The sequence below is a fragment of the Blastococcus sp. LR1 genome (assembly GCF_020166105.1).
Lineage (GTDB): Bacteria > Actinomycetota > Actinomycetes > Mycobacteriales > Geodermatophilaceae > Blastococcus.
Genome location: NZ_JAIUJY010000006.1, coordinates 254,662 through 274,980 on the forward strand (window position 1 = coordinate 254,662; position 20,319 = coordinate 274,980).

At 73.4% G+C, this 20,319-nt stretch carries 21 protein-coding genes; 13 read left to right on the plus strand and 8 right to left on the minus strand.

The window, feature by feature from the left end; all coding sequences use genetic code 11:
- Positions 1 to 49: 49 nt before the first annotated feature.
- From LBW97_RS18105 to ppgK, 4 genes are all read right to left on the minus strand, one after another.
- The gene (locus LBW97_RS18105) at positions 50 to 2,242 is read right to left on the minus strand and encodes a VanW family protein (RefSeq protein ID WP_224500757.1); all 2,193 of its coding nucleotides are present in this window, start codon (positions 2,240 to 2,242) and stop codon (positions 50 to 52) included.
- Between the two features lie 142 nt (positions 2,243 to 2,384).
- The gene (locus LBW97_RS18110; protein ID WP_224500758.1) at positions 2,385 to 2,600 is read right to left on the minus strand and encodes a hypothetical protein; all 216 of its coding nucleotides are present in this window, start codon (positions 2,598 to 2,600) and stop codon (positions 2,385 to 2,387) included.
- A 497-nt stretch (positions 2,601 to 3,097) separates the two neighbouring features.
- Positions 3,098 to 4,447 carry an RNA polymerase sigma factor gene (locus tag LBW97_RS18115; RefSeq protein WP_224500759.1) on the minus strand — a complete coding sequence of 450 codons (1,350 nt, stop codon included), beginning with the start codon at positions 4,445 to 4,447 and terminating at the stop codon, positions 3,098 to 3,100.
- 271 nt (positions 4,448 to 4,718) lie between these two features.
- A complete protein-coding gene (ppgK, locus tag LBW97_RS18120) occupies positions 4,719 to 5,462 on the minus strand; it encodes a polyphosphate--glucose phosphotransferase (protein WP_224500760.1) in 744 nt (247 codons plus the stop codon).
- Between the two features lie 86 nt (positions 5,463 to 5,548).
- Between ppgK and LBW97_RS18125 the strand changes: the two genes are divergently transcribed.
- The gene (locus LBW97_RS18125; RefSeq protein WP_224500761.1) at positions 5,549 to 6,364 is read left to right on the plus strand and encodes an inositol monophosphatase family protein; all 816 of its coding nucleotides are present in this window, start codon (positions 5,549 to 5,551) and stop codon (positions 6,362 to 6,364) included.
- 7 nt (positions 6,365 to 6,371) lie between these two features.
- On the opposite strand, the gene LBW97_RS18130 is transcribed toward LBW97_RS18125, so the two are convergent.
- Positions 6,372 to 6,911 carry a LytR C-terminal domain-containing protein gene (locus tag LBW97_RS18130; RefSeq protein ID WP_224500762.1) on the minus strand — a complete coding sequence of 180 codons (540 nt, stop codon included), beginning with the start codon at positions 6,909 to 6,911 and terminating at the stop codon, positions 6,372 to 6,374.
- A gap of 65 nt (positions 6,912 to 6,976) precedes the next feature.
- Positions 6,977 to 8,023 (minus strand): phosphotransferase family protein, encoded by a 1,047-nt coding sequence (locus LBW97_RS18135; protein ID WP_224500763.1) that lies wholly within the window; start codon positions 8,021 to 8,023, stop codon positions 6,977 to 6,979.
- 277 nt (positions 8,024 to 8,300) lie between these two features.
- Between LBW97_RS18135 and LBW97_RS18140 the strand changes: the two genes are divergently transcribed.
- The 6 genes from LBW97_RS18140 (at position 8,301) to LBW97_RS18165 (ending at position 12,154) form a co-directional block, all read left to right on the plus strand.
- The gene (locus tag LBW97_RS18140; RefSeq protein WP_224500764.1) at positions 8,301 to 8,600 is read left to right on the plus strand and encodes a DUF4193 domain-containing protein; all 300 of its coding nucleotides are present in this window, start codon (positions 8,301 to 8,303) and stop codon (positions 8,598 to 8,600) included.
- Between the two features lie 84 nt (positions 8,601 to 8,684).
- Positions 8,685 to 9,563, plus strand: a complete 879-nt coding sequence (locus tag LBW97_RS18145) for a hypothetical protein (protein ID WP_224500765.1) — start codon at positions 8,685 to 8,687, stop codon at positions 9,561 to 9,563.
- 107 nt (positions 9,564 to 9,670) lie between these two features.
- Positions 9,671 to 10,180 carry a dUTP diphosphatase gene (gene dut, locus LBW97_RS18150; protein WP_224500766.1) on the plus strand — a complete coding sequence of 170 codons (510 nt, stop codon included), beginning with the start codon at positions 9,671 to 9,673 and terminating at the stop codon, positions 10,178 to 10,180.
- Between the two features lies 1 nt (position 10,181).
- Positions 10,182 to 10,889, plus strand: a complete 708-nt coding sequence (locus LBW97_RS18155) for a DUF3710 domain-containing protein (protein WP_224500767.1) — start codon at positions 10,182 to 10,184, stop codon at positions 10,887 to 10,889.
- A 64-nt stretch (positions 10,890 to 10,953) separates the two neighbouring features.
- On the plus strand, positions 10,954 to 11,331 hold the full coding sequence (locus LBW97_RS18160; RefSeq protein WP_224500768.1) for an OB-fold nucleic acid binding domain-containing protein: 378 nt from the start codon (positions 10,954 to 10,956) through the stop codon (positions 11,329 to 11,331).
- A gap of 46 nt (positions 11,332 to 11,377) precedes the next feature.
- Positions 11,378 to 12,154 (plus strand): DUF3159 domain-containing protein, encoded by a 777-nt coding sequence (locus tag LBW97_RS18165; RefSeq protein WP_224500769.1) that lies wholly within the window; start codon positions 11,378 to 11,380, stop codon positions 12,152 to 12,154.
- A 63-nt stretch (positions 12,155 to 12,217) separates the two neighbouring features.
- On the opposite strand, the gene LBW97_RS18170 is transcribed toward LBW97_RS18165, so the two are convergent.
- Together LBW97_RS18170 and LBW97_RS18175 are read right to left on the minus strand one after the other, a co-directional pair.
- The gene (locus LBW97_RS18170) at positions 12,218 to 12,898 is read right to left on the minus strand and encodes a TrkA family potassium uptake protein (protein WP_224500770.1); all 681 of its coding nucleotides are present in this window, start codon (positions 12,896 to 12,898) and stop codon (positions 12,218 to 12,220) included.
- On the minus strand, positions 12,898 to 13,566 hold the full coding sequence (locus tag LBW97_RS18175) for a TrkA family potassium uptake protein (protein WP_224500771.1): 669 nt from the start codon (positions 13,564 to 13,566) through the stop codon (positions 12,898 to 12,900). Before LBW97_RS18175 ends, LBW97_RS18170 begins: the two co-directional genes overlap by 1 nt.
- Before the next feature lie 171 nt (positions 13,567 to 13,737).
- On the opposite strand from LBW97_RS18175, the gene LBW97_RS18180 reads away from it, so the two are divergent.
- The 6 genes from LBW97_RS18180 to LBW97_RS18205 all read left to right on the plus strand — a co-directional run bounded on the left by LBW97_RS18180 (position 13,738) and on the right by LBW97_RS18205 (position 20,208).
- On the plus strand, positions 13,738 to 15,777 hold the full coding sequence (locus LBW97_RS18180) for an APC family permease (protein WP_224500772.1): 2,040 nt from the start codon (positions 13,738 to 13,740) through the stop codon (positions 15,775 to 15,777).
- Complete coding sequence (locus LBW97_RS18185; protein ID WP_255601424.1) at positions 15,770 to 17,101, plus strand: class I SAM-dependent RNA methyltransferase; 1,332 nt, start codon at positions 15,770 to 15,772, stop codon at positions 17,099 to 17,101. The genes LBW97_RS18180 and LBW97_RS18185 overlap by 8 nt, the downstream gene beginning before the upstream one ends.
- 142 nt (positions 17,102 to 17,243) lie before the next feature.
- Positions 17,244 to 17,948, plus strand: coding sequence for an SGNH/GDSL hydrolase family protein (locus tag LBW97_RS18190; protein WP_224500774.1), 705 nt, complete (start codon positions 17,244 to 17,246; stop codon positions 17,946 to 17,948).
- A gap of 187 nt (positions 17,949 to 18,135) precedes the next feature.
- Entirely contained in the window at positions 18,136 to 19,485 is a 1,350-nt protein-coding gene (locus LBW97_RS18195; RefSeq protein WP_224500775.1) for a L,D-transpeptidase family protein, read from the plus strand.
- A 70-nt stretch (positions 19,486 to 19,555) separates the two neighbouring features.
- Positions 19,556 to 19,786: a DUF4177 domain-containing protein gene (locus LBW97_RS18200; protein ID WP_224500776.1), complete on the plus strand. Its 231-nt coding sequence runs from the start codon at positions 19,556 to 19,558 to the stop codon at positions 19,784 to 19,786.
- A gap of 53 nt (positions 19,787 to 19,839) precedes the next feature.
- The gene (locus tag LBW97_RS18205; RefSeq protein WP_224500777.1) at positions 19,840 to 20,208 is read left to right on the plus strand and encodes a hypothetical protein; all 369 of its coding nucleotides are present in this window, start codon (positions 19,840 to 19,842) and stop codon (positions 20,206 to 20,208) included.
- Positions 20,209 to 20,319: the final 111 nt, after the last annotated feature.

Consider the following 20,319-nt stretch of genomic DNA (forward strand, 5'->3'; position numbering starts at 1 on the left):
GCTGCGGTGCTGGTCGGAGTCGCCCCAGGCGGACGGATGTCCGCTCCGGTCACGCGTTCCGGGGACGGGCGGGACGGCGACCGCCCGGCGACGGCGGGCCGGGGGGCACCGTGCCGTCGGGGGCGGGCGGAGCCTCCGCCGGCGGTGCGATGCACCGGATGACGGCCTCGGCCGCGTAGCGGGTGTTGAAGCTCTCCCGCCTGATCTCCGCGCCCGAGTTCAGGTCCCGGAAGATCCGCGTGACGGTGATGTCGAAGCCGGGGACGCCGGACTGGGGGATGCAGTCGCCGGTGTCCACCTTCTCCTGCACGGCCGGCTGGCGAGGGTTCGTGCGAGCCGAGCTGACCGACTCGATCTCGAAGCGCCGGGTGCCGTAGAGGGTCACGGTGATCGATCCGGGCGTCCACCGCGTGTCGACGAAGACGCCGGTGTCGCTGTCGTTGCGCCACTGCAGATCGATGGCGCCCTCGTACACCGTGGCCTCGCGGCCGGCTGGATAGCGGCTGATGTAGAAGCTGTGCGGCTTGTGGAAGACGTCCTCGAGTCCGGCGAAGAACACCGCGTTGAACATCGTGGTGGCGAACTGGCTGATTCCGCCGCCGACCGCCGTGCCCAGCTCGCCGCCGCTGATGACCGTCGCCGGCACGTACCCCTGCGCCGTGCCGCGCGGGCCGGTGAATGTGTTGAGGCTGAACGTCTCGCCCGGCATGACCAGGGCGCCGTCCACCTCCTCGGCGACCACGCGGATGTTCTCGCCGCTCCGCGGGTTGCTGATGTTCGTGGTGAAGCTGCTGATCTCCTCGCGGATGCCCAGGGCCTCGGCTTCCTCGGTGGTGAACTCCGCCGGCACAGGGCCCAGCTCGGCGGTCACCGAACGCGGCGCGGGGTCGGTCAGCACGGGCAGCAGCTGTTCGACGAGGTGAGCGGGGTCGATCCCGGTGCCGTCCTGGGACGGCACGACCCGCACGGCGCCACCGGAGACCTCGAAGTCGGCATCCTTGGCCGGGACGCCGAACACGCCGAGCTCGTCGCCCAGCGTCTCCTGCAGCTTCACCGGGTCCAGGCCTACCTGCAGCTCGCCGTCGTCGGAGGGGGTGAAGGTCAGGGACGCGGCGATCGCGGCGACCGAGACCTCCGCGGAGGCGCCGGCGCCGGTGCCGGTGCCGGTGACGGTCACGGGGGCGGACAGGGCCGGCAGCACCGTCTCGTCGAGGACGCTCTGCGCCTCGTCGGTGCCGACCGCGAACGGCTCCACGTCGACGGGCAGCTCCACCCGTGCGTCGACCGCCGTGTCGGAGGACAGCGCCGAGACGAGGGCGCCCTCGGCGGCGTCGCGGTCGAGGGTCCGGCCCTCCGCCGGCTCCACCACCCGGGGGGTGGTGCCCTCGACGAGGATCGTGGCGTCGCTGGGTGCCCGGTCGACGGTCGCGGCGATGGTCTCCAGCTGCGCGTCCAGAGCCGTGCGGTCGATGTCGAGGACCGGGTCGACCTCGCGGTCGGAGAACAGGGTGGTCAGCCGGACCCAGGGGTTCAGCGGCTGGTCGTCGGCGACATCCAGGGTGCCCGGGACGTCGAGGGCGATGCCGGCGGCCGTGGGGGAGAAGGTGCCGTCGACGTCGGCGGCCGCAATGGGGCGGTCGGTCACCACGCGGGGAGCGAGCTGCTCGTCGAGCACGTCGGCGGCCCGCGCGGGGGAGAGGCCGCCGAGGTCGACACCGGCGACGACGGTGGACCGGGGGATCTCACCCGAGGTGGCCAGCAGGTCCACGCCGTAGGCGACGGCCAGGACGGCCACGGCGCCGGCCGGGACCAGGACGGCCGGGCGTCGCCACCAGGGGCCGCGCGGTCCGGTGGGGGCGTCCTTCGAGGGCCGCGGGGCGTAGGTGGGGACGTCGGACTCGTCGGCGACGGGCGGGATGGCGGTGGTCCGCTCGTCCTCGTCGTCGGTGAGATCGATCCGCTGGGTGTCCCCGGCCTCGACGGCTGCTGCGGGGGGAGCGGCAGGGGCGGCGGGCTGGGAAGCGGTGGAGGCCGGCTCGCTGGCGGGCGGCTCGGTGGCGGGTTCCGCGGGGTCGCTCGGAGCGGTCTCCGGCGCGCCCCGCTGCCAGTCACGACTCACCGGACGGGTGTCGTCGGGCTCGTCGCCGAAGCCCTGGGAGGGCACCGCCGGCGCCGAGCGGGCGGTGCCGCCGTCGGCCGGCATGCGCACCGTCTCGTCCGAGGACGGGTACTGCTGGGACATGGGGGATTCCTCCGGTCGCGCCGTGCCGGGGGTCCCCGGAGACGACGGAGCCGCCGGCCCGACACCCGCACGAGGCGGGGTGTCGGACGCGGCGGCGTCGTCAGGTGAGGCAGTCATCGCGGGCGCGACGATATCGCCTCTCTCACGCGGTCACGTGCTGCTCGCCATCCGTGTCGATGATGTCGACAGCGATGTCACGAAGCTTGCTCTCGTACTCACGGGCGTGGTGCCCGCAGAACACGAGGTCGCTACCGCTGGCGAGCACGACACGGACCTTGGCCAGGGCGCCACAACGGTCGCAGTGGAAGGGCACGACCAGGTCGTCGGCGGCGGGGGTCGTCGTCAGCGTCTGGGTCATCTGGTCATCACTCGCTCTCTAACCGCACGGACCCGCGGCTGCGGATCGGCCTCCTGCACAGCGCCAGGATGGCCCCTCGTGTTCCCGATCCGGAGGTGTTGGTCGCGGACTCGCCGAAAGAGATGAGTCCGTGACCGGTGGTGCGCCGGTCGGGTCCAGCAGGGGACGTCCTGGTGTCTTACGGGTGGTGCACGTACTGGTCGTCATCGGAGCCCCGGGTGGGAGACCGGAACGACCGTCGGTCCTCTGCTGTCCTTGCCTCTCCCACGCTACGCCGTCTACCCGACAGGTGTCGGAGTACACCGCTCGTCACCCAACCGACACCATGTGCTGCCCCGTAAGGGGGATGTCCGGAGAAGCACCACGGCCAGGCGCGTCCCCCGGACGTGAGCGCCGCGTTCGTCCCGAGTGGGCCCCGGAGGGGTCCGCGCAGGGGCGAAGCAGCGGCTCAGCGCATGTGGGGGACGGCACCTGGCCGCGGTGACGTCCGGAGGACGTCAGTCGAGGTAGTCCCGGAGGACCTGGGAACGGCTGGGGTGCCGCAGCTTGGACATCGTCTTCGACTCGATCTGGCGGATCCGCTCACGGGTGACCCCGTAGACCTGCCCGATCTCGTCGAGCGTGCGGGGCTGACCGTCGGTGAGGCCGAACCGCAGCCGGACGACGCCGGCCTCCCGCTCCGACAGCGTCTGCAGGACGCTGGTCAGCTGGTCCTGCATGAGCGTGAAGCTCACCGCGTCGACGGCCACGACGGCCTCGGAGTCCTCGATGAAGTCACCGAGCTGGCTGTCGCCCTCGTCACCGATGGTCTGGTCGAGGCTGATGGGCTCCCGGGCGTACTGCTGGATCTCCAGCACCTTGTCCGGGGTGATGTCCATCTCCTTGGCGAGCTCCTCGGGCGTGGGCTCGCGGCCCAGGTCCTGGAGCAGCTCACGCTGTATGCGGCCGAGCTTGTTGATGACCTCGACCATGTGCACCGGGATGCGGATGGTGCGCGCCTGGTCGGCCATCGCGCGGGTGATGGCCTGGCGGATCCACCACGTCGCGTAGGTCGAGAACTTGTAGCCCTTGGTGTAGTCGAACTTCTCGACCGCGCGGATCAGACCGAGGTTGCCCTCCTGGATGAGGTCCAGGAAGGCCATGCCGCGGCCGGTGTAGCGCTTGGCGAGGGAGACGACGAGACGCAGGTTGGCCTCGAGCAGGTGGTTCTTGGCGCGCTCGCCGTCGCGGACGATCCAGTTGAGGTCACGCCGCATCTGCGGGGACAGCTTCTGGTTCTCCTCCTCGACTTGGCGGAGGCGCTCGGAGCCGTAGAGACCGGCCTCGATCCGCTTGGCGAGGTCGACCTCCTCCTCGGCGTTGAGGAGCGCGACCTTGCCGATCTGCTTGAGGTAGGCGCGGACGGAGTCGGCGGAGGCGGTGAGCTCGGCGTCCTTGCGGGCCTGCCGGAGCGCCTCGGACTCCTCCTCCTCGTCCCACTCGAAGTCGCCGGAGGCGGCCTCCTCGGCCGCGGGGGCCTCGGCCTCGGGGCCGTCGGTGCCCGAGACGACCGTCTCGTCCAGCTTCAGGCCCTCCTTGCCGGCGGTGACGACGGCGACGGCAGAACCGTCGGTCGCGACGGCGGTGAGGACGGTGCCCTCGCCGGCGCCCGGGGAGGGAGCGATGGCCGGCTTGGTGCGGCTCTTGGCCGGCGCCTTGGCGGCGGCGGCGGTGGTGGCCGGGGCCTTCTTCCGGGCGGAAGTCGGCTCAGCGGCCGTCTTCTTGGCACGGGTACCGGTCGCGGCCGTCCTGGCGCGCGGGCTGGTGCTCGCGGCGGCTGCTTCCGGTGCTGGCTGGTCGGCGGGCACTCAGGTTCCTTCCCGTACTGGGTTCGTTCCCCGGGGGACCGTGTGGTCCGCGGGCAGCGGCTCCGGCCAGTGCCCCGGGCGGGGGAGGACCCGGCGGACCGACACGGCGTTTGGCCGCGATCGGGGCAGGGGATCCCTCCCGGCTGGAAGGGCGGCGGGCTGGGGCTTCACCATTGTAACGGCGTTTCCTGGCGAAACCATCGCCCCGGATACGAGACCCTCGCTCCGACGGGGCGGTCGGGTCTGACCCGGGCGGGTGAGGAGGGCTTGTTCAGGGGGCCAGTCGTTCCACGGCAGCCAGGGCCGCGCCGACGATCCCGGCGTCGTTCTGCAGCTCGGCCGGGACGACGGGGGTCCGCGTACTGAGCAGCGGCACCCACTTGTGGGCCTTCTTGCTCACCCCGCCACCCACGATGATGAGGTCGCACCACAGGCCGGCCTCGAGCACGTCGAGGTAGCGGTCCACCCGTCCGGCCCACTCGGGGTAGCTGAGCTCCTCGCGCTCGCGGGCGGCCGCCGACGCGCGTCGTTCGCCGTCCTCGCCGTCGACCTGGATGTGACCGAACTCGGTGTTCGGCACCAGGCGTCCGTCCACGAAGAGGGCGCTGCCGATGCCGGTGCCGAAGGTGAGCATGAGCACGACGCCGTCGCGGCCCCGGCCGGCGCCGTAGCGCATCTCGGCCAGACCGGCGGCGTCGGCGTCGTTCAGCGTCTGCACGGACCCGGGGATGCGCTGCTCCAGGCCGGCGTCGACGTCGGTGCCGATCCAGCTCTTGTCCACGTTGGCGGCGGTGTGCGCCACCCCGGCCTTCATCACGCCGGGGAAGGTGACGCCGACCTGTCCGTTCCAGCCGAAGGACTCGACGATCGTGGCGACCACGCCGTACACGGAGTCGGGAGTGGACGGCTGCGGCGTCTCGATCCGCATCCGCTCGCCGACGAGCCGTCCCTCGTCCAGGTCGACCAGGCACCCCTTGATGCCGCTGCCGCCGATGTCCACTCCGAAGCCCTGCACGCCGACAGCGTAAGGACCCCGTCGCCCCCCACCCCTCGCAGGCTCGTGGCGGGTCCCTGCGACGGGGCCTGAGGCAGGATCGGGTCGTGACCACCCCCGTCGAGCCGGATCCGGCTGCGCTGCTCGCACTGGCGGTCGCGGCCGCGCGGGAGGCTGCCGACCTGGTGTCCCGCGGCCGGGAGGGCGCCGGTGAGCACGTGGCGACCAAGTCCAGTCCGGTCGACGTCGTCACCGCCGTCGACGCCGCCAGCGAGGAGCTGCTCGTCCGCCGGCTGCTCGACGCCCGTCCGGACGACGGCGTGCTCGGGGAGGAAGGCGCTGCCCGGGCCGGCACCAGCGGCGTGCGCTGGATCATCGACCCGATCGACGGCACCACGAACTTCCTCTACGACATCCCTTCCTACGGGGTCTCGATCGCGGCCGAGGTGCACGGCTCGGTGCGCGCGGGCGTGGTCCTCAACCCGGCGACCGGTGAGCTCTTCACGGCGACGACCGGCGGCGGCGCGTGGTTGTCCGCCCCCGGTCGCCCCGAGCGCCGGCTCCGGGTCGGGACACCGCCGTCGCTGGACCGGACGCTCGTGGCGACCGGTTTCGGCTACCGGTCGGAGGAGCGGAGGGCACAGGGGCGGGTCGTCGCCGAGCTGCTGCCGCAGGTGCGCGACATCCGGCGGTTCGGCAGCGCGGCGCTCGACCTCTGCGCGCTCGCTGCGGGACGGGTCGACGCCTACTACGAGCTGGGGCTCAACGCCTGGGACCTCGCGGCGGGAGCGCTGATCGCCGCGGAGGCAGGTGCCGTGGTGAGCGGTCTGCGCGGAGCTCCGGTGGGGGAGCCGATGACGATGGCCGTCGCGCCGTCGGTGGCCGAGCCGTTCCTCGCGCTGGTGACCGACCTGCACCCGTGAACCGGGCTCAGCAGCCGAGCGGGGCGTCGGCTCCTTCGGCGACCGCGGCGGCGACCTCGTCGTTGGAGGCGAGGGCGGTGAACTCCGGCCCCAGCACCAGGTCGACCTCGGCGGTGGCGCGGGTGTCCTGGTGGTCGCCGGCACCGGGCAGGTGGGCGGCCACGAACCGGGCCTGGTCCCGGCCGCGCGAGCCGAACCGCACCTCGCCGACACCCTCGACCTCGCGCTCGCTGCGGTCGTTGGCCACCTCGCCGACGGTGAAGCCGCGACCCCGCAGGTCATCGGCCACCCGCTGGGCCAGGCCGCCCTCGTCGGTGGCGTTGTAGATCCGGATGGAGACGGTGCCCGGATCGAGCGCCGGCGGCGCCTTCTCGGCGTCCGCGCAGGCTGCGGCCTCCTCGGCGTTCCGGGCGTTGTCCTGGCGGACGACGGTCCACCAGACGGCCCCCGCGGCGAGGGCCAGCACCAGCAGGAAGATCAGCGGTGGCAGCGGACGGCGACCGCTCCTCGGGCGCACCGAGGGGCGGGCGGCGATGCGCTCGGTCACTGCGATCTCCTCGACGAGGTGCCGGTGGGCGGCTGTTGCCCGGAGCTTAGGGGCGCGGCCCGCTCCTAGATCGCACCGTCCTCCAGTGCGGCGCGTCCCAGCTCGACGCACGGACCGATCCGCTCTGCGTAGCCGGCCGTGTCCTTGCCGGCCATGGCGCCCGCGGCCGAGCGGGCGAGGATCCCGGCAATGATCGCGGCGAACTTGAAGAAGGCGAACCCGACGTACCAGTTGAGGTCGGACAGGTCGGTCCCGGTGCGGGCGGCGTACCGCTCGGCCACCTCGACCCGGGTGGGGAAGCCGGGAAGCGTCGTCACCGGGCTGAGCGTCGAGGGGCGCTGCTCCCCGGCCTCGGGCCAGTAGACGAACATCATCCCGATGTCGGTGAGCGGGTCGCCCAACGTCGACATCTCCCAGTCCAGGACCGCCTTGATGCGGCCGGGCTCGGACGGGTCGAGCAGGCAGTTGTCCAGGCGGTAGTCGCCGTGCGTGATCCCCGCGCGCCGGGTCTCGGGGACCGTGGCGGCCAGGCGGGCGGCGAGCGCATCCAGGTCCGGCCGGTCGCGGTCCCGGGTCGCCTCCCACTGGGTGGTCCAGCGGCGCACCTGGCGGGCCAGGAAGCCCTCGGGGCGGCCGAAGTCGGCCAGGCCGACCGCGGCGGGATCGACGGAGTGCAGATCGGCCAGGGTGTCGACCAGCACCTCGCCGATCGCGCGGCGCTGCTCGGGGGCGTCGGCGTGCCCGGCAGGCAACTCGCTGACGACGTGGATGCCGACGACGCGCTCCATGACGTAGAACGGCGCTCCGAGCACCGCGGTGTCGGTGCAGAGGTGCAGCGTGTGCGGCACCGGCACGGGCGTCGGACCCAGCGCGGAGATGACCCGGTGCTCGCGGGCCATGTCGTGCGCAGTCGCCAGCACCGCGCCGGTCGGCGGGCGCCGCAGGATCACGGCGTCGTCCGCCGACCCGCCCGCGGGCGTGACCACGTAGGTGAGGTTCGACATACCCGCGGCGATGAGGTCGACGGTGACGGAGCGCCATTTCTCGTCTCCCAGCACGGAGGCCAGGTACGGGCCGACGACGGCTGGATCGGCACCCGGGGAAGTCACCACGGCGGCAGGGTAACCTCTGCGGCTCCGCCGCCTGCCCGACCGTCCGCGGGCCCGATGTGTCGCCTCTCCGGAAGCGGGCACAAACCGGGCCCCGTCGGCGTTGGGGGGCTGCCGGGTCTCCGCGAGGAGGACCGGGTGGAGGGGGCCCCGAGAGCGGGCTCCGCTCACAGACCCACCGGCCGCCTACCGGCGACCGGAAGGACGACGACGCCGCACCCGGCGCCGCGTCAGACGAACGGGCGCGACGCCCGAGAAACCCGGAGGAGGGGCACCCCCCATGGCCACCGACTACGACGCCCCACGCCGCAACGAGACCGACGAGCTCGGCGAGGACTCGCTGGAGGAGCTCAAGGCTCGGCGAGCTGAGGCGCAGTCCTCCTCGGTCGACGTCGACGAGACGGACTTCAACGAGAACCTCGAGCTCCCCGGCGCCGACCTGTCCGGCGAGGAGCTCACCGTCCGCGTCCTGCCCAAGCAGGAAGACGAGTTCACCTGCTCGCGCTGCTTCCTCGTGCAGCACCGCAGCCGGCTGACCTCCACCAAGGGCAACCAGAACTTCTGCCGCGACTGCGCCTGAAAGGACCCCGGTGCCCCCCACCACTCGCAGGCTCGTGGTGGGGCCCTGCACCGGGGCCGTTCCATCCGTTTCTGAGGGGGCCCGATGAGCGAGGGAACGCGGCGCACCGGCGCGCCTCGTGACGTGCCGCCGCCTCGGCCGGTCTCCCCGCCTCCGCCGGAGCCGGCCGAGGAGAGCCCCCTCGCCCGGGCCGGGCGCGCGGTCGCGGAGGCCGTCGCCGGCCTGGCCGGCTCCACCTCCGCGCGCTCGACCGCCGGTGGGCTGCGCGACGTCGTCGGCGCGGTGGCCGGAGCTGTTGCCGGCGCCTTCGGGAACGCCGGTCCCGCGGGCGACACCGCGGCCGACCCTGCCGACGGCCCCGGGAAGACGCAGCCTTCCCCGGGTCGCAGCCCGGGCGCCCTCCTCGGCGAGCTGCTCGCCGTCACCGCGCCCCGGCTCCCGGTGCGCGACCGCGAGCGCCTGCAGGCCGCCCATCCCGGCGCCTCCGATGCGGAGATCGCCGACGCGCTGGTGCAGCGCGCCGCCCGGCTCACCTCCGGGGTCGGTGCAGCGGTCGGCGGGTTGTCGGCCGCGCACTGGTTCGCCCCGCCGTCCCTGGTCGCCGTGCCGCTGGAGCTCGGTGCCGAGACCGTGCTGGTCGCGGCCGTGGAGATCTCGCTGATCGCCGAACTCCACGAACTGCACGGCCACCGGCCACCCGGCGACGCCGCGGCGCGGGGCGAGGCCTACCTCGCCGCGTGGTCGGAGCAGCGGGCCGTCGGAACGCAGGGCACGGACCTGGGCTCGATCCTCGGCGCCGCGGGCATGCGTGCCCTGCGGCGCCGGCTGACCCGGCGGCTCGCCGGCGCCGTCCCGTCGGCCGCGCCCTTCCTGATCGGCGCCGCGCTCGCAGGGCGGGGCAACCGGCGGGCCACCGAGATCCTGGCCCGCCGGGTCCTGGCCGACCTCCGCCGGTACCTGTGAGGACCGGCGTCCCTGCGGGGCCGCGACCTCGGCCCCGTCCAGAGGCTCGCCCCCGAGCCTGCGAGGGGGGAGGAGGACGGGGTCCTTCTGCTTATAGGGTCGCCGACGTGCCCGAGCCAGTCACCGAGCCGGACGTCCCGGTCCTGCTCACCACCCCCGACGGTGCGGTGCCGCAGTACGCGATGCCCGGTGACGCCGGTGCCGATCTGACCGCGGCGGAGGACGTCGAGCTGGCGCCGTTCGAGCGCCGCCTCGTGGGCACGGGCATCGCCGTGGCCATCCCGGACGGGTACGCCGGCTTCGTCCATCCGCGGTCGGGGCTCGCGCACCGGCTGGGGCTGAGCGTGGTGAACGCACCGGGCACCATCGATGCGGGGTACCGCGGCGAGATCAAGGTGAACCTGATCAACCTCGACCCCCGGGCGACCCTGCGACTGAGCCGGGGCGACCGCATCGCCCAGCTCGTCGTGCAGCCGGTCGCCCGCGCCCGGTTCGTGCCGGTCGCCGAGCTGCCGGTCTCCGAGCGGGGCGAGGGCGGGCACGGCTCCACCGGCGGGCACCACTCCGCCGATCCATCAGCACGCCACGATCCATCAGCACGCGAGGGGCGGAACTGACATGCCGTTAGGACGACGGCGCAACCGCATCGACCGCAGCCTGCGCGAGCGCGGGGTGCCCCCGGAGCCGCAGCAGCGGGTCCGCGACGTCGAGGCCACCACCGGCCCGTGGGACGAGGCGGACGCACCGGAGGACGGACTGGCGCGCATCGACCTGGGTGCGCTCCGGCTCCCCGCGCTGCCCGGGATGGATCTGCGGGTCGAGCTCAACCAGCAGCAGAAGGTGATCGCGGCGACCCTGCGCTCCGGGGAGTCGCTGCTCCAGGTCTCGGCCTTCGCCGCCCCCCGGGCCGCGGGCATCTGGGACGACGTCCGCACGGAGCTCGCGCGCAGCGCCTCCGGTCAGGGGGCGTCGCTGCGCGAGATCGAGGGCCCGTTCGGGATCGAGCTGACCGGCACGATGATGGCGGCCGCCGCCGCGCAGCCCGGTCAGCCGGCGCCACAGCCGCTGCGACGGCACGCCCGCTTCTTCGGCGTCGACGGGCCGCGCTGGTTCCTCCGGGGCCTGCTCAGCGGACCGGTGGAGGACGAGGCGCGAGCTGCCGAGTCGCAGCTGGAGAACGCCTTCCGCGGCATCGTGGTCGTCCGCGGGACCGAGCCGATGCCGGTGCGCGAGCCGCTTTCCCTGACGCTGCCGGCCCAGGCGGCGGCGCAGCTGCAGCAACAGCAGCAGGCGGCCGGTCAGCAGCCCGGGGCCGGACCCGCCTGAGCGGCGCGCGACGACGGCGCCGGGGGACGGCCGCCTCCGCGCCCGACCGCACTACGCTGGAGCGGTGACGGAGACCCGATCCACCGGCTGGTGGTCGCGCACGATCCAGCGGATCACCGCGGACGACCAGGCGATCGACGCCCAGGAGCTGCGTGACGGGTCGGCCAGCGCCGGCTGCGACCGGGTCAGCGCCTGCCGCAAGGGCGAGGTCGTGACCGTGACCGGCCGCCTCAAGTCCGTCGTCTACACCCCGCGCGAGACGGTCCCGACGCTGGAGGCCGAGCTGTTCGACGGCTCGGGCTCGGTGACGCTGGTCTGGCTCGGCCGGCGGCGGATCCCGGGCATCGAGCCCGGGCGCTCGCTCACCGCGCGCGGCCGGTTCGCCGCCTTCGACGGCCGGCAGGTCATCTACAACCCCTGGTACGAGCTCGGCGCCGGTTGATCCACCCGGCACGGGAGCGGAGCCGGGGCAGGACAGGGAGACGAGCGTGACCTCAGCAGGCCCGGACGACGGCGTGGCCGACCGCGCGGCGGACGCGACGGAGCGGCCGGCCCCGCTGATGGACCGCGAAATGGTCCTCGAGCAGCTCGGTGGCTGGCGGGGCATGGTCGACGCGACCCTGCCCACCGTGGCCTTCGTCGTCGCCAACAGCATCGACGGGCTGCGGACCGGGGTCTGGGCGGCCGTCGTCGCGGCCCTGGTGGTCTTCATCCTCCGCCTGGTCCGCCGGGAGAGCATCCAGCAGGCGGTCAGCGGGCTGTTCGCCGTGGGCATCGCCGTCGCCATCGCCTCGGCGTCGGGCCAGGCACGCGACTACTTCGTCCTCGGCATCGTGCGCAGCCTCGCCGTCGGCGTCGTGCTGCTGGGCTCCATCCCGTTCCGCTGGCCGCTGGTCGGCGTGGCGGCGGAGTTCCTCGCGCCCAGCCACGTCGGATCCCTGGCCGGGCGCACCCGACCGTGGCAGCGGTCCCGGCCGGACGAGGACACGGAGAGCTCGGCCGACGCCGGGACGGCGGCCGACGCTGCGCCCGAGCGGCACTGGCGCGACGACCCGCGGCTGCTCCGCGCCTACGCGTGGCTGACGGTGCTGTGGGCGGCCAGCTTCTTCCTGCGCGCCGGCGTGCAGTGGATCTACTACCTGGCCGACGACGTCGAGCTGCTCGGCACGTTCTCCGTGATCCTGGGCCTGCCGCTCACCGCCGTCGTGCTGCTGGTGACGCTGTGGGTGGTCGCCCGGCTGCACCGCCACCGCACCGCGACCTGACCGGCGGCCCCCTCCAGGGCACCGCCGCGAGCGTGCGCGCGGTGGGGAGGAGGAGGTCCTTCGTCAGCCGGCGACGGAGCCCGGTCCGCCCGGCGCGAAGACCTGCTGGAGCTGGTCCTCGGTGTCACCGTGCGAGACGAACAGGAGCTCGTCGCCGGACTCCAGCGGCTCGTCCGGGCTGGGGGTGATGACCCGGTCGCCGCGCAGGATCGTGGTCAGCACCGTCTCGCGGGGGAGCGGCACGTCGCGCAGCGGGTGCCCGACCCAGGGCGTGTCGTCCCCGAGGGTGATCTCGACCAGGTTGGCGGCGCCCTTGCGGAAGCTCATGAGCCGGACGACGTCGCCCACGCTCACCGCCTCCTCCACGAGGGCGGCGAGCACCCGGGGGGTGGAGACGGCGACGTCGACGCCCCAGGCCTCCGTGTAGAGCCACTCGTTGCGCGGGTCCTTGACCCGGGCGACCACGCGGTTCACGGCGAACTCGGTCTTGGCCAGCAGGGAGACGACGAGGTTGGACTTGTCGTCACCGGTGGCGGCCACGACGACGTCGCAGGTCGACAGCTGGGCCTCCTCGAGGGAGGACACCTCGCACGCGTCGGCCTGCACCCATTCGGCACCCGGCACCGAGCGGGTCCGGACCTTGCGGCCGTCCTTCTCGATGAGCATGACGGCGTGGCCGTTCTCCAGCAGCTCCCCGGCGATGGAGCGGCCGACGGCGCCGGCCCCGACGATGGCGACCCGCATCAGTGCTCTCCTCCGCGCGGACCCTGCTCGACGACCTCGTGGACCTGCGCGGTCAGTTCGTCGGTGGCGGCGACGACGAGCTGGTCGCCGTCCTGCAGCACCGTGGTCGTGCTGGGCAGCTGGGCCTCCCCGAACCGGACCAGCCACGACGCGCGCGCGCCCGTCGCGGCCTCGAGCTCGGCGAGCCGGCGGCCGACCCACGCCTCGGTGACGGTGACGCGCATCAGGAGGACCTTGCCGGTGGGCTCTCGCCACAGCTCGCTGACCTTGACCGACAGCAGCTCGCGCAGCAGCCGGTTCACGGTCCAGGGGACCGTCGCGACGCTCGGGATGCCCATGCGCTCGTAGACCTCGGCGCGCTTGGAGTCGTAGATGCGGGCCACGACGTGCTGGACGCCGAAGGTCTCGCGGGCGACGCGGGCGCTGATGATGTTCGAGTTGTCACCGCTGCTGACCGCGGCGAACGCGCCGGCGGAGTCGATGCCGGCGTCGAGCAGGGTCTGGCGGTCGAAGCCGAGACCGGTGATCTGGCGTCCCGCGAACTCCGGGCCCAGTCGGCGGAAAGCCTCGGGGTCCTGGTCGATCACGGCCACGCTGTGCCCGATCTGCTCCAGCCGTCGGGCGATGGCCGAGCCGACACGGCCGCAGCCCATCACGACCACGTGCACGCGTCACTCCCTGCATCGGTTGCGCGGGCGCCGTCCGCCCGCGAAGTCACCGGGCGCGAAGCTACACCCGGACCACCTCTCCGAGGGCGCAGGTGGGCAGGTTCCCTCGGTCGGGGCGGGGTGTGCCGAGTCACCGCCGCGGAGGGGCCCGGGGTACGTACGATCGCCGCCGTGCCAAGCCTGTCCGACCTCGGACAACTCCCGAAACGCCTCGTGCTGGGGCGGCCCGTCCGCAGCGACCGTGCAGGGGAGTCCCTGCTGCCCAAGCGGCTGGCCCTGCCCATCTTCGCCAGCGACCCGCTCTCCTCCGTGGCGTACGCCACGCAGGAGATCCTCATCGTCCTCACGCTGGCCGGGACGGCGTTCCTGTACCTGGCGCCGTGGCTGGCCGCGGTGGTCGTCGTCCTGCTGGTGACGGTCGTGCTGTCCTACCGCCAGGTGGTGCACGCCTATCCGTCGGGCGGTGGCGACTACGAGGTCGCGATGAAGAACCACGGGCAGTTCGCCGGCCTCGTGGTGGCCAGCGCGCTGCTCGTCGACTACGTGCTGACCGTGGCGGTGTCGGTCTCGGCGGGCACCGACAACATCATCTCGGCGTTCCCGTCGCTGAACGAGCACAGGGTGCTCATCGCCGTCGGCCTCGTGGCACTGCTCGCCGCAGCCAACCTGCGCGGCGTCCGCGAGTCCGGCCGGGCCTTCGCCCTGCCGACGTACCTCTTCATCAGCGGCATCCTCGTGATGATCGTGACCGGCCTGATCCGGTACTTCGTCACCGACGGGACCCTGGCCGCCGAGAGCTCCGACTACTCGGTGACGCCGGAGCCCGAGTACACCCAGATGGCCGGCCTCGCGCTGGTCTTCTTCGCGCTGCGGGCCTTCGCCTCCGGTTGCACCGCGCTGACCGGCGTCGAGGCGATCGCCAACGGCGTGCCCGCCTTCCGGGCCCCGAAGAGCAGGAACGCCGCGACCACGCTCGCGCTGATGGGCGGCATCGCGGCCACCATGTTCGTCGGCGTCACGGCGCTGGCCCTGCTGGCCGACGTGAAGTACGTCGAGCACCCCTGCGACCTGAACGGCTTCGCCGACTGCGAGACCGAGCCGCAGCGCACCGTCATCGCACAGCTCGCCGCGGCGGTCTTCGGCGGCGACGGCTCGGTCGGCTTCTACGTCATCCAGGCCGCGACCGCCCTCGTGCTCATCCTGGCCGCCAACACCGCGTTCAACGGCTTCCCGCTGCTGGGCTCGGTGCTCGCGCAGGACCGCTTCATGCCCCGCCAGCTGCACACCCGCGGCGACAAGCTGGTCTACAGCAACGGCATCCTCGTGCTCGCCGGCTTCGCCGCGCTGCTGATCGTCGCCTTCGACGCCGACGTCTCCCGCCTGATCCAGCTCTACATCATCGGCGTCTTCACCAGCTTCAGCATCGGCCAGTGGGGCATGGTGCGGCACTGGAACCGGGAGATGAAGACGGCCGAGCCCGCGGCTCGAGGACGGATGCGCCGCTCGCAGATCATCAACGCCGTCGGTGGGTCGCTGACCACGACGGTGCTGGCGATCATCGTCGTCACCAAGTTCACCCACGGCGCCTGGCTGGTGCTGCTGGCCATGCCGGTGCTCTTCGTCCTGATGAAGGCGATCTACAAGCACTACTGCCACGTGTCCGACCAGCTGAAGCCCGACTCCGACTCGCGCACGCTGCCGAGCAAGGTGCACGCGGTCGTCCTGGTCTCCAAGGTGCACAAGCCCACGCTGCGCGCGCTGTCCTTCGCCCGCGCCACCCGGCCGGACGCGCTGACCGCGCTGACGGTCAACGTGGACGACGCCGAGACCCGCGCCCTGCAGACGCAGTGGGAGCGCTACGACATCCCGGTGCCGCTGACGGTCCTGGAGTCGCCGTACCGCGAGATCACCCGCCCGGTGCTGGACTACGTGATGGGCATCCGCCGCGACAGCCCCCGCGAGCTCGTCGTCGTCTTCGTGCCGCAGTACGTCGTCGGCCACTGGTGGGAGAACATCCTGCACAACCAGAGCGCGCTGCGGCTGCGTGCCCGCCTTCAGTTCCAGCCCGGCGTCATGATCACCACCGTGCCGTGGCAGCTGGAGAGCAGCATCGGGCAGGACGAGGTCGAGCTACGGCGGGGCGGACCGGCCCCGGGCGACCTGCGTCGCGGCTTCACCGACGACCAGACCGACGTGACGCCGTATGGCTGAAGGACCACCCTTCCCCCCACGACTCGCACGCTCGCCGCGGGGCCCTGAAGGGCGGCCGAACCGTGGGCTCGGGTGGGTCGGGCAGGAGTTCGAGGTGACGGTCGGGCCCGTCGCGCACGGCGGGCACTGCGTGGCCCGGCACGAGGGTCGGGTGGTCTTCGTCCGGCACACGCTTCCCGGCGAGCGGGTGCGGGTCCGGGTGACCGAGGACCGGCATCCCGGCTTCTGCCGCGCCGACGCGATCGAGGTGCTCGAGGCAGCCCCGGCGCGCGTCGAGCGGCCGTGCCCGTACAGCGGGCCCGGGAAGTGCGGCGGCTGCGACTGGCAGCACGTCGACCCCGACGAGCAGCGCCGGCTCAAGGCCTCCGTCGTCCGCGAGCAGCTGGTGCGCCTCGGCGGGCTGGACGCCGCGGACCCGGTGGTCGCCGAGCTCGTGGTCGAGGAGCTCCCGGGCGGACCGCTGCGCTGGCGGTCCCGGGCCCGGTTCGCCGTCGACGGGAGCGGGGCGCCGGGGCTGCGGCGGCACCGCTCGCACGACGTCGTCGTCCTGGACGACTGCCCGATCACCGTGGAGCCGGCCGCGCAGGCGGTGCTGGCCCGCAGCTGGCCGGGTTCCGGGGCGGTCGACGTGTCGATCGACTCCACCGGGGCCGTCACCACGGCGCGACTGGACCGCCAGGGGCGGCCGCAGCTCGCCGAGGTGCGGCAGGCGGGCGAGGAGCTCCCTGCCGAACCGGCCGGGCGGGCCGAGCGCCGGGCCGGCGGCCGTGACTGGGAGGTCGAGGGCACCGGCTTCTGGCAGGTGCACCCCGCCGCGGCCGATGCCCTCGTGGCCGCGGTCGAGGACTTCGCGGCGGTCACGCCGGGGGAGAGCGTGCTCGATCTGTACGCCGGTGCCGGATTGTTCGGCGGCGCGCTGGCCCCGCTCGTGGGCGAGGGCGGCCGGGTCGTCTGCGTGGAGTCCGACCCCGGTGCCTGCGCCGCCGCCGACGCCAATCTCGCCGCGCTCCCGCAGGCCGAGGTCTGGCAGGGGATGGTGGACGCCGAGGGGCTCGAGGAGCTGCTCGCCGAGCTGGGCGCGGCGCCCGACGTCGTCGTCCTCGACCCGCCGCGCGCGGGGGCGGGGAAGGCGGTCAGCCGGCAGATCGCCGGCACCGGTGCGCGGGCCGTCGTCTACGTCGCCTGCGATCCGGCGGCCCTCGGCCGGGACGTCGCCGCCTTCGCCGAGGCCGGCTACCGGCTCGCCGAGATCCGCGGGTACGACGCCTTTCCGATGACCGCCCATGTGGAGTGCGTCGCGCTGCTGGTGCCGACGTCGGCCTGAGCGGCCGCGGTCGTTCCTGCCGGTGAGCCGTGACGCACGGTGAGGTCTGTGCAATAGATCGTCGGTGATGGGCGCGGAGGAGCTGCCACGATGGGATGATCTGTCGTGACTCAGTGTGAAAACAGTGCCTACGGTCCTTGGCATGAGAGCGGAGCGTCGGGGGGCGCCGTGGTGGGTCGTGGTCGTCAGCGGGATCTGCGGGGCGCTCGTGGCCGCCTCTCTCGTCATGGCCGGTGCTCAGCCGGAGGTGCAGGCCGCGGCGGCCCAGCAGCCGGTGGCGGAGGTGGATGACCCGTCGGTCGTCTTCCTGGGCGACTCCTGGACCGAGGGGCGCGGAGCGACGGGGCTGCACGGCTACGCCCCCCGCACCGGCGAAGCGCTGGGCTGGGACTACCAGGTGCTCGGCGTCAGTGGCAGCGGGTACGCGCGGCCGGGCGAGGGGAGCACGTTCGCCCAGCGGATCGACCGGGCGGTGGCCCTCGACAGCGACGTCCTCGTCGTCCAGGGCAGCCTGAACGAGCGGCACAGCACGCTGGACGTGCTGGCGCCTGCGGCGACGGAGACGCTGGCCCGGCTCGCCGCCGAGGTGGGGGAGGACACCCAGGTGCTCGTCCTGGGCGCGTCGTACAACCCTGGCACCCCGGTCGAGACGATGGACGGGATCAACCGGACGATCGAAGCCGCTGCGACCGCGGCCGGCCTCCGGTTCGTCGACGTGGCGGCGCTGAACTGGACGGATCCGGCGGACCCCACGATCTGGGCCGACGCCATCCACCCCAACGACGCGGGGCACCAGCGCATCGCCGACCGCTTGGCGGAACTGCTCCGCGACGTCCCCGGCCGCTGAGTCCCCTACCCGGTCGTCGCGGCTCGCGTGTGACGTCCGGGACGAGCGGGACAGGGCAGGTTCGTTCGTTGCTGAACCGAGCGGTATCCGCATAGTGTCCCGGCGCCAGAAGGCGCAGGGGCAGGGGAGTCGCATGCAGTTCCGCAGGTCAGGTCACGCACGCCGAGCTCGTGCTCCGAGACTGGCGGTGGCGGCAGCGGTGGTCCTCGCGGCGCTCGCTTCGGGCATGCCGGCCGCGTCGGCGACCGCGTACTCCTCCCCGGCGACGGGGACCCACCACGTGGTCGGCTCCATCCTGCAGCGCTACCTGGCCCTCGGCGGTCCGGCCGGGAAGCTGGGCTACCCGACGACCGACGAGCTGGCCACGCCCGTGCCGGGCGGCCGGTACAACCTCTTCCAGGGCGGCGCCATCTACTGGACGTCGGCGACCGGTGCCCACCAGGTCGGCGGGGCGATCCGCGGCGCCTGGGGCGCGCTCGGCTGGGAGACGGGAAGGCTGGGCTTCCCGACGACCTCCGAGACGGCGACGCCGACGCGGCCCGGCGCCTACAACCACTTCCAGGGCGGCTCGATCATCTGGTCGCCGGCCACGGGTGCCCACCCGGTGTGGGGCGACATCCGGAACGTCTGGGCGGCGCAGGGGACGGAGAACGGTCCGCTCGGCTTCCCGACCACCGGTGAGGTGCGGACGCCGAACGGGCAGGGTGCCTACAACCTCTTCCAGGGTGGCGCCGTCTACTGGTCCCCGGCCACCGGCGCGCACAGCATCCTCGGCGCCATCCGCGGGCGGTGGGGGTCGCTGGGGTACGAGAACAGCGCGCTCGGTTTCCCCACCTCCTCGGAGTACGTCGTCCCGGGTGGGCGGGCGCAGAACTTCCAGTACGGGCGGATCACCTGGACACCCGCCGGCGGCGCCGTCGTCACGGGCGCACCGGTCGCCGGTGGCGGGGCCCTGCCCCTCGGGGTCAACCCGCCCGGAACCCAGGCGCTCACCGTCGTCGCGCCGTCCGCCGGCTCGACCACGGCGACGTTCACGGCCTGGGAGAAGCGGGGGAGCTCGTGGGTCGCGGTCCTCGGCCCCATCCAGGCCCGGGTCGGGAGCGCCGGGATCGGTACCGCGCGCGAGGGCAGTGCGCGCACCCCGGCCGGCACGTGGCGGATGTCCGAGGCGTTCGGGCGGCAGGCGAACCCGGGCACCGTGCTGCCGTACCGGCGGGTCGACGGCGACGACTGGTGGGTGAGCGACACCCGGAGCCCCCTCTACAACCAGTACGCGCAGTGCGCCGTGGGCCGCTGTCCGTTCGACGAGCGGGTCAGTGAGAACCTCCACCGCATCGGCGCCGTGTACGACCTGGCCGTCGTCATGGACTACAACCGCGCCCCCGTCGTGCCCGGCGCCGGCTCGGCCTTCTTCCTGCACGTCGCCAACGCCTCGGCGACCGGTGGGTGCGTCTCCATCGACCGGGCGAGCCTGGCCTCGGTGATGCGCTGGCTGAAGCCCTCGGCCGCGCCGGTCATCGCCGTCGGGATCGGCTGACCGCTGGTCCGACGGCTGGCCGGGGGCCTTCGCTGCAGGGCTGGGGAGCCGACCGGCTAACGTTCCGGATGTGCCCACGTGGGAATACGCCTCGGTCATCACCGCCAACGACGCCGAGTCCCAGCGCGCAGGGGTGAGCGTGAAGCTCCCCGGCGGTCAGTCGGAACGGCAGCAGGGCGACGTCAGTGCGGTGCTCAACGCGCTCGGCGCGGACGGCTGGGAGCTGGTCAGCTACCACTCCAGCGGCGCCGGCACCTGGGGCTTCGAGCAGTTCTGGCTGAAGCGGCAGTCCTCCAGCTGAGACACCGGCCCCGCGGTCGAACAGTTGTTCGATCGATGGGGCACAATGGTGCGGTGGACGGGACGGTGCCGCCGGGGTGGCCGGAGCAGGTGCGTCCGCCCGGTGCGCCCGACTGGGAGCGGACCGCCGTCTCCTGGCTCTACGACCTCGTGCCGCCCGACTACCGGGCGCACCAGGTGCTCCGCCGCTATCCGGTCCTGCTCGCGCGCTTCGCCGCCGACCACGTCGCCGCCGGCCTGGAGGCCGCCCGCCGCGGCTGGCGGACGGTCCGGGTCGAGCTCGCCGACCAGCTCCCGGCCGAGGCCATCGAGGCCGCCATAGCCGCCTACGAGCGGGAGGGTGCCCGGCTGGCCGCCGCCGGTCGCGGTGTCGAGGTGGTCGGGGGCGCTCTGCGCGGCGAGCGGTGGGTGCCCCGGCTCTGACCGGCGATGGTGCTCACACGGACCACGCTCACCGGGGCCAGGTCGCCTTCCGCGTCTACAGTGAACCGGCGGCCTGCGTCCGGGTCGCGCCGCCCCTGAGAGAGGACACCG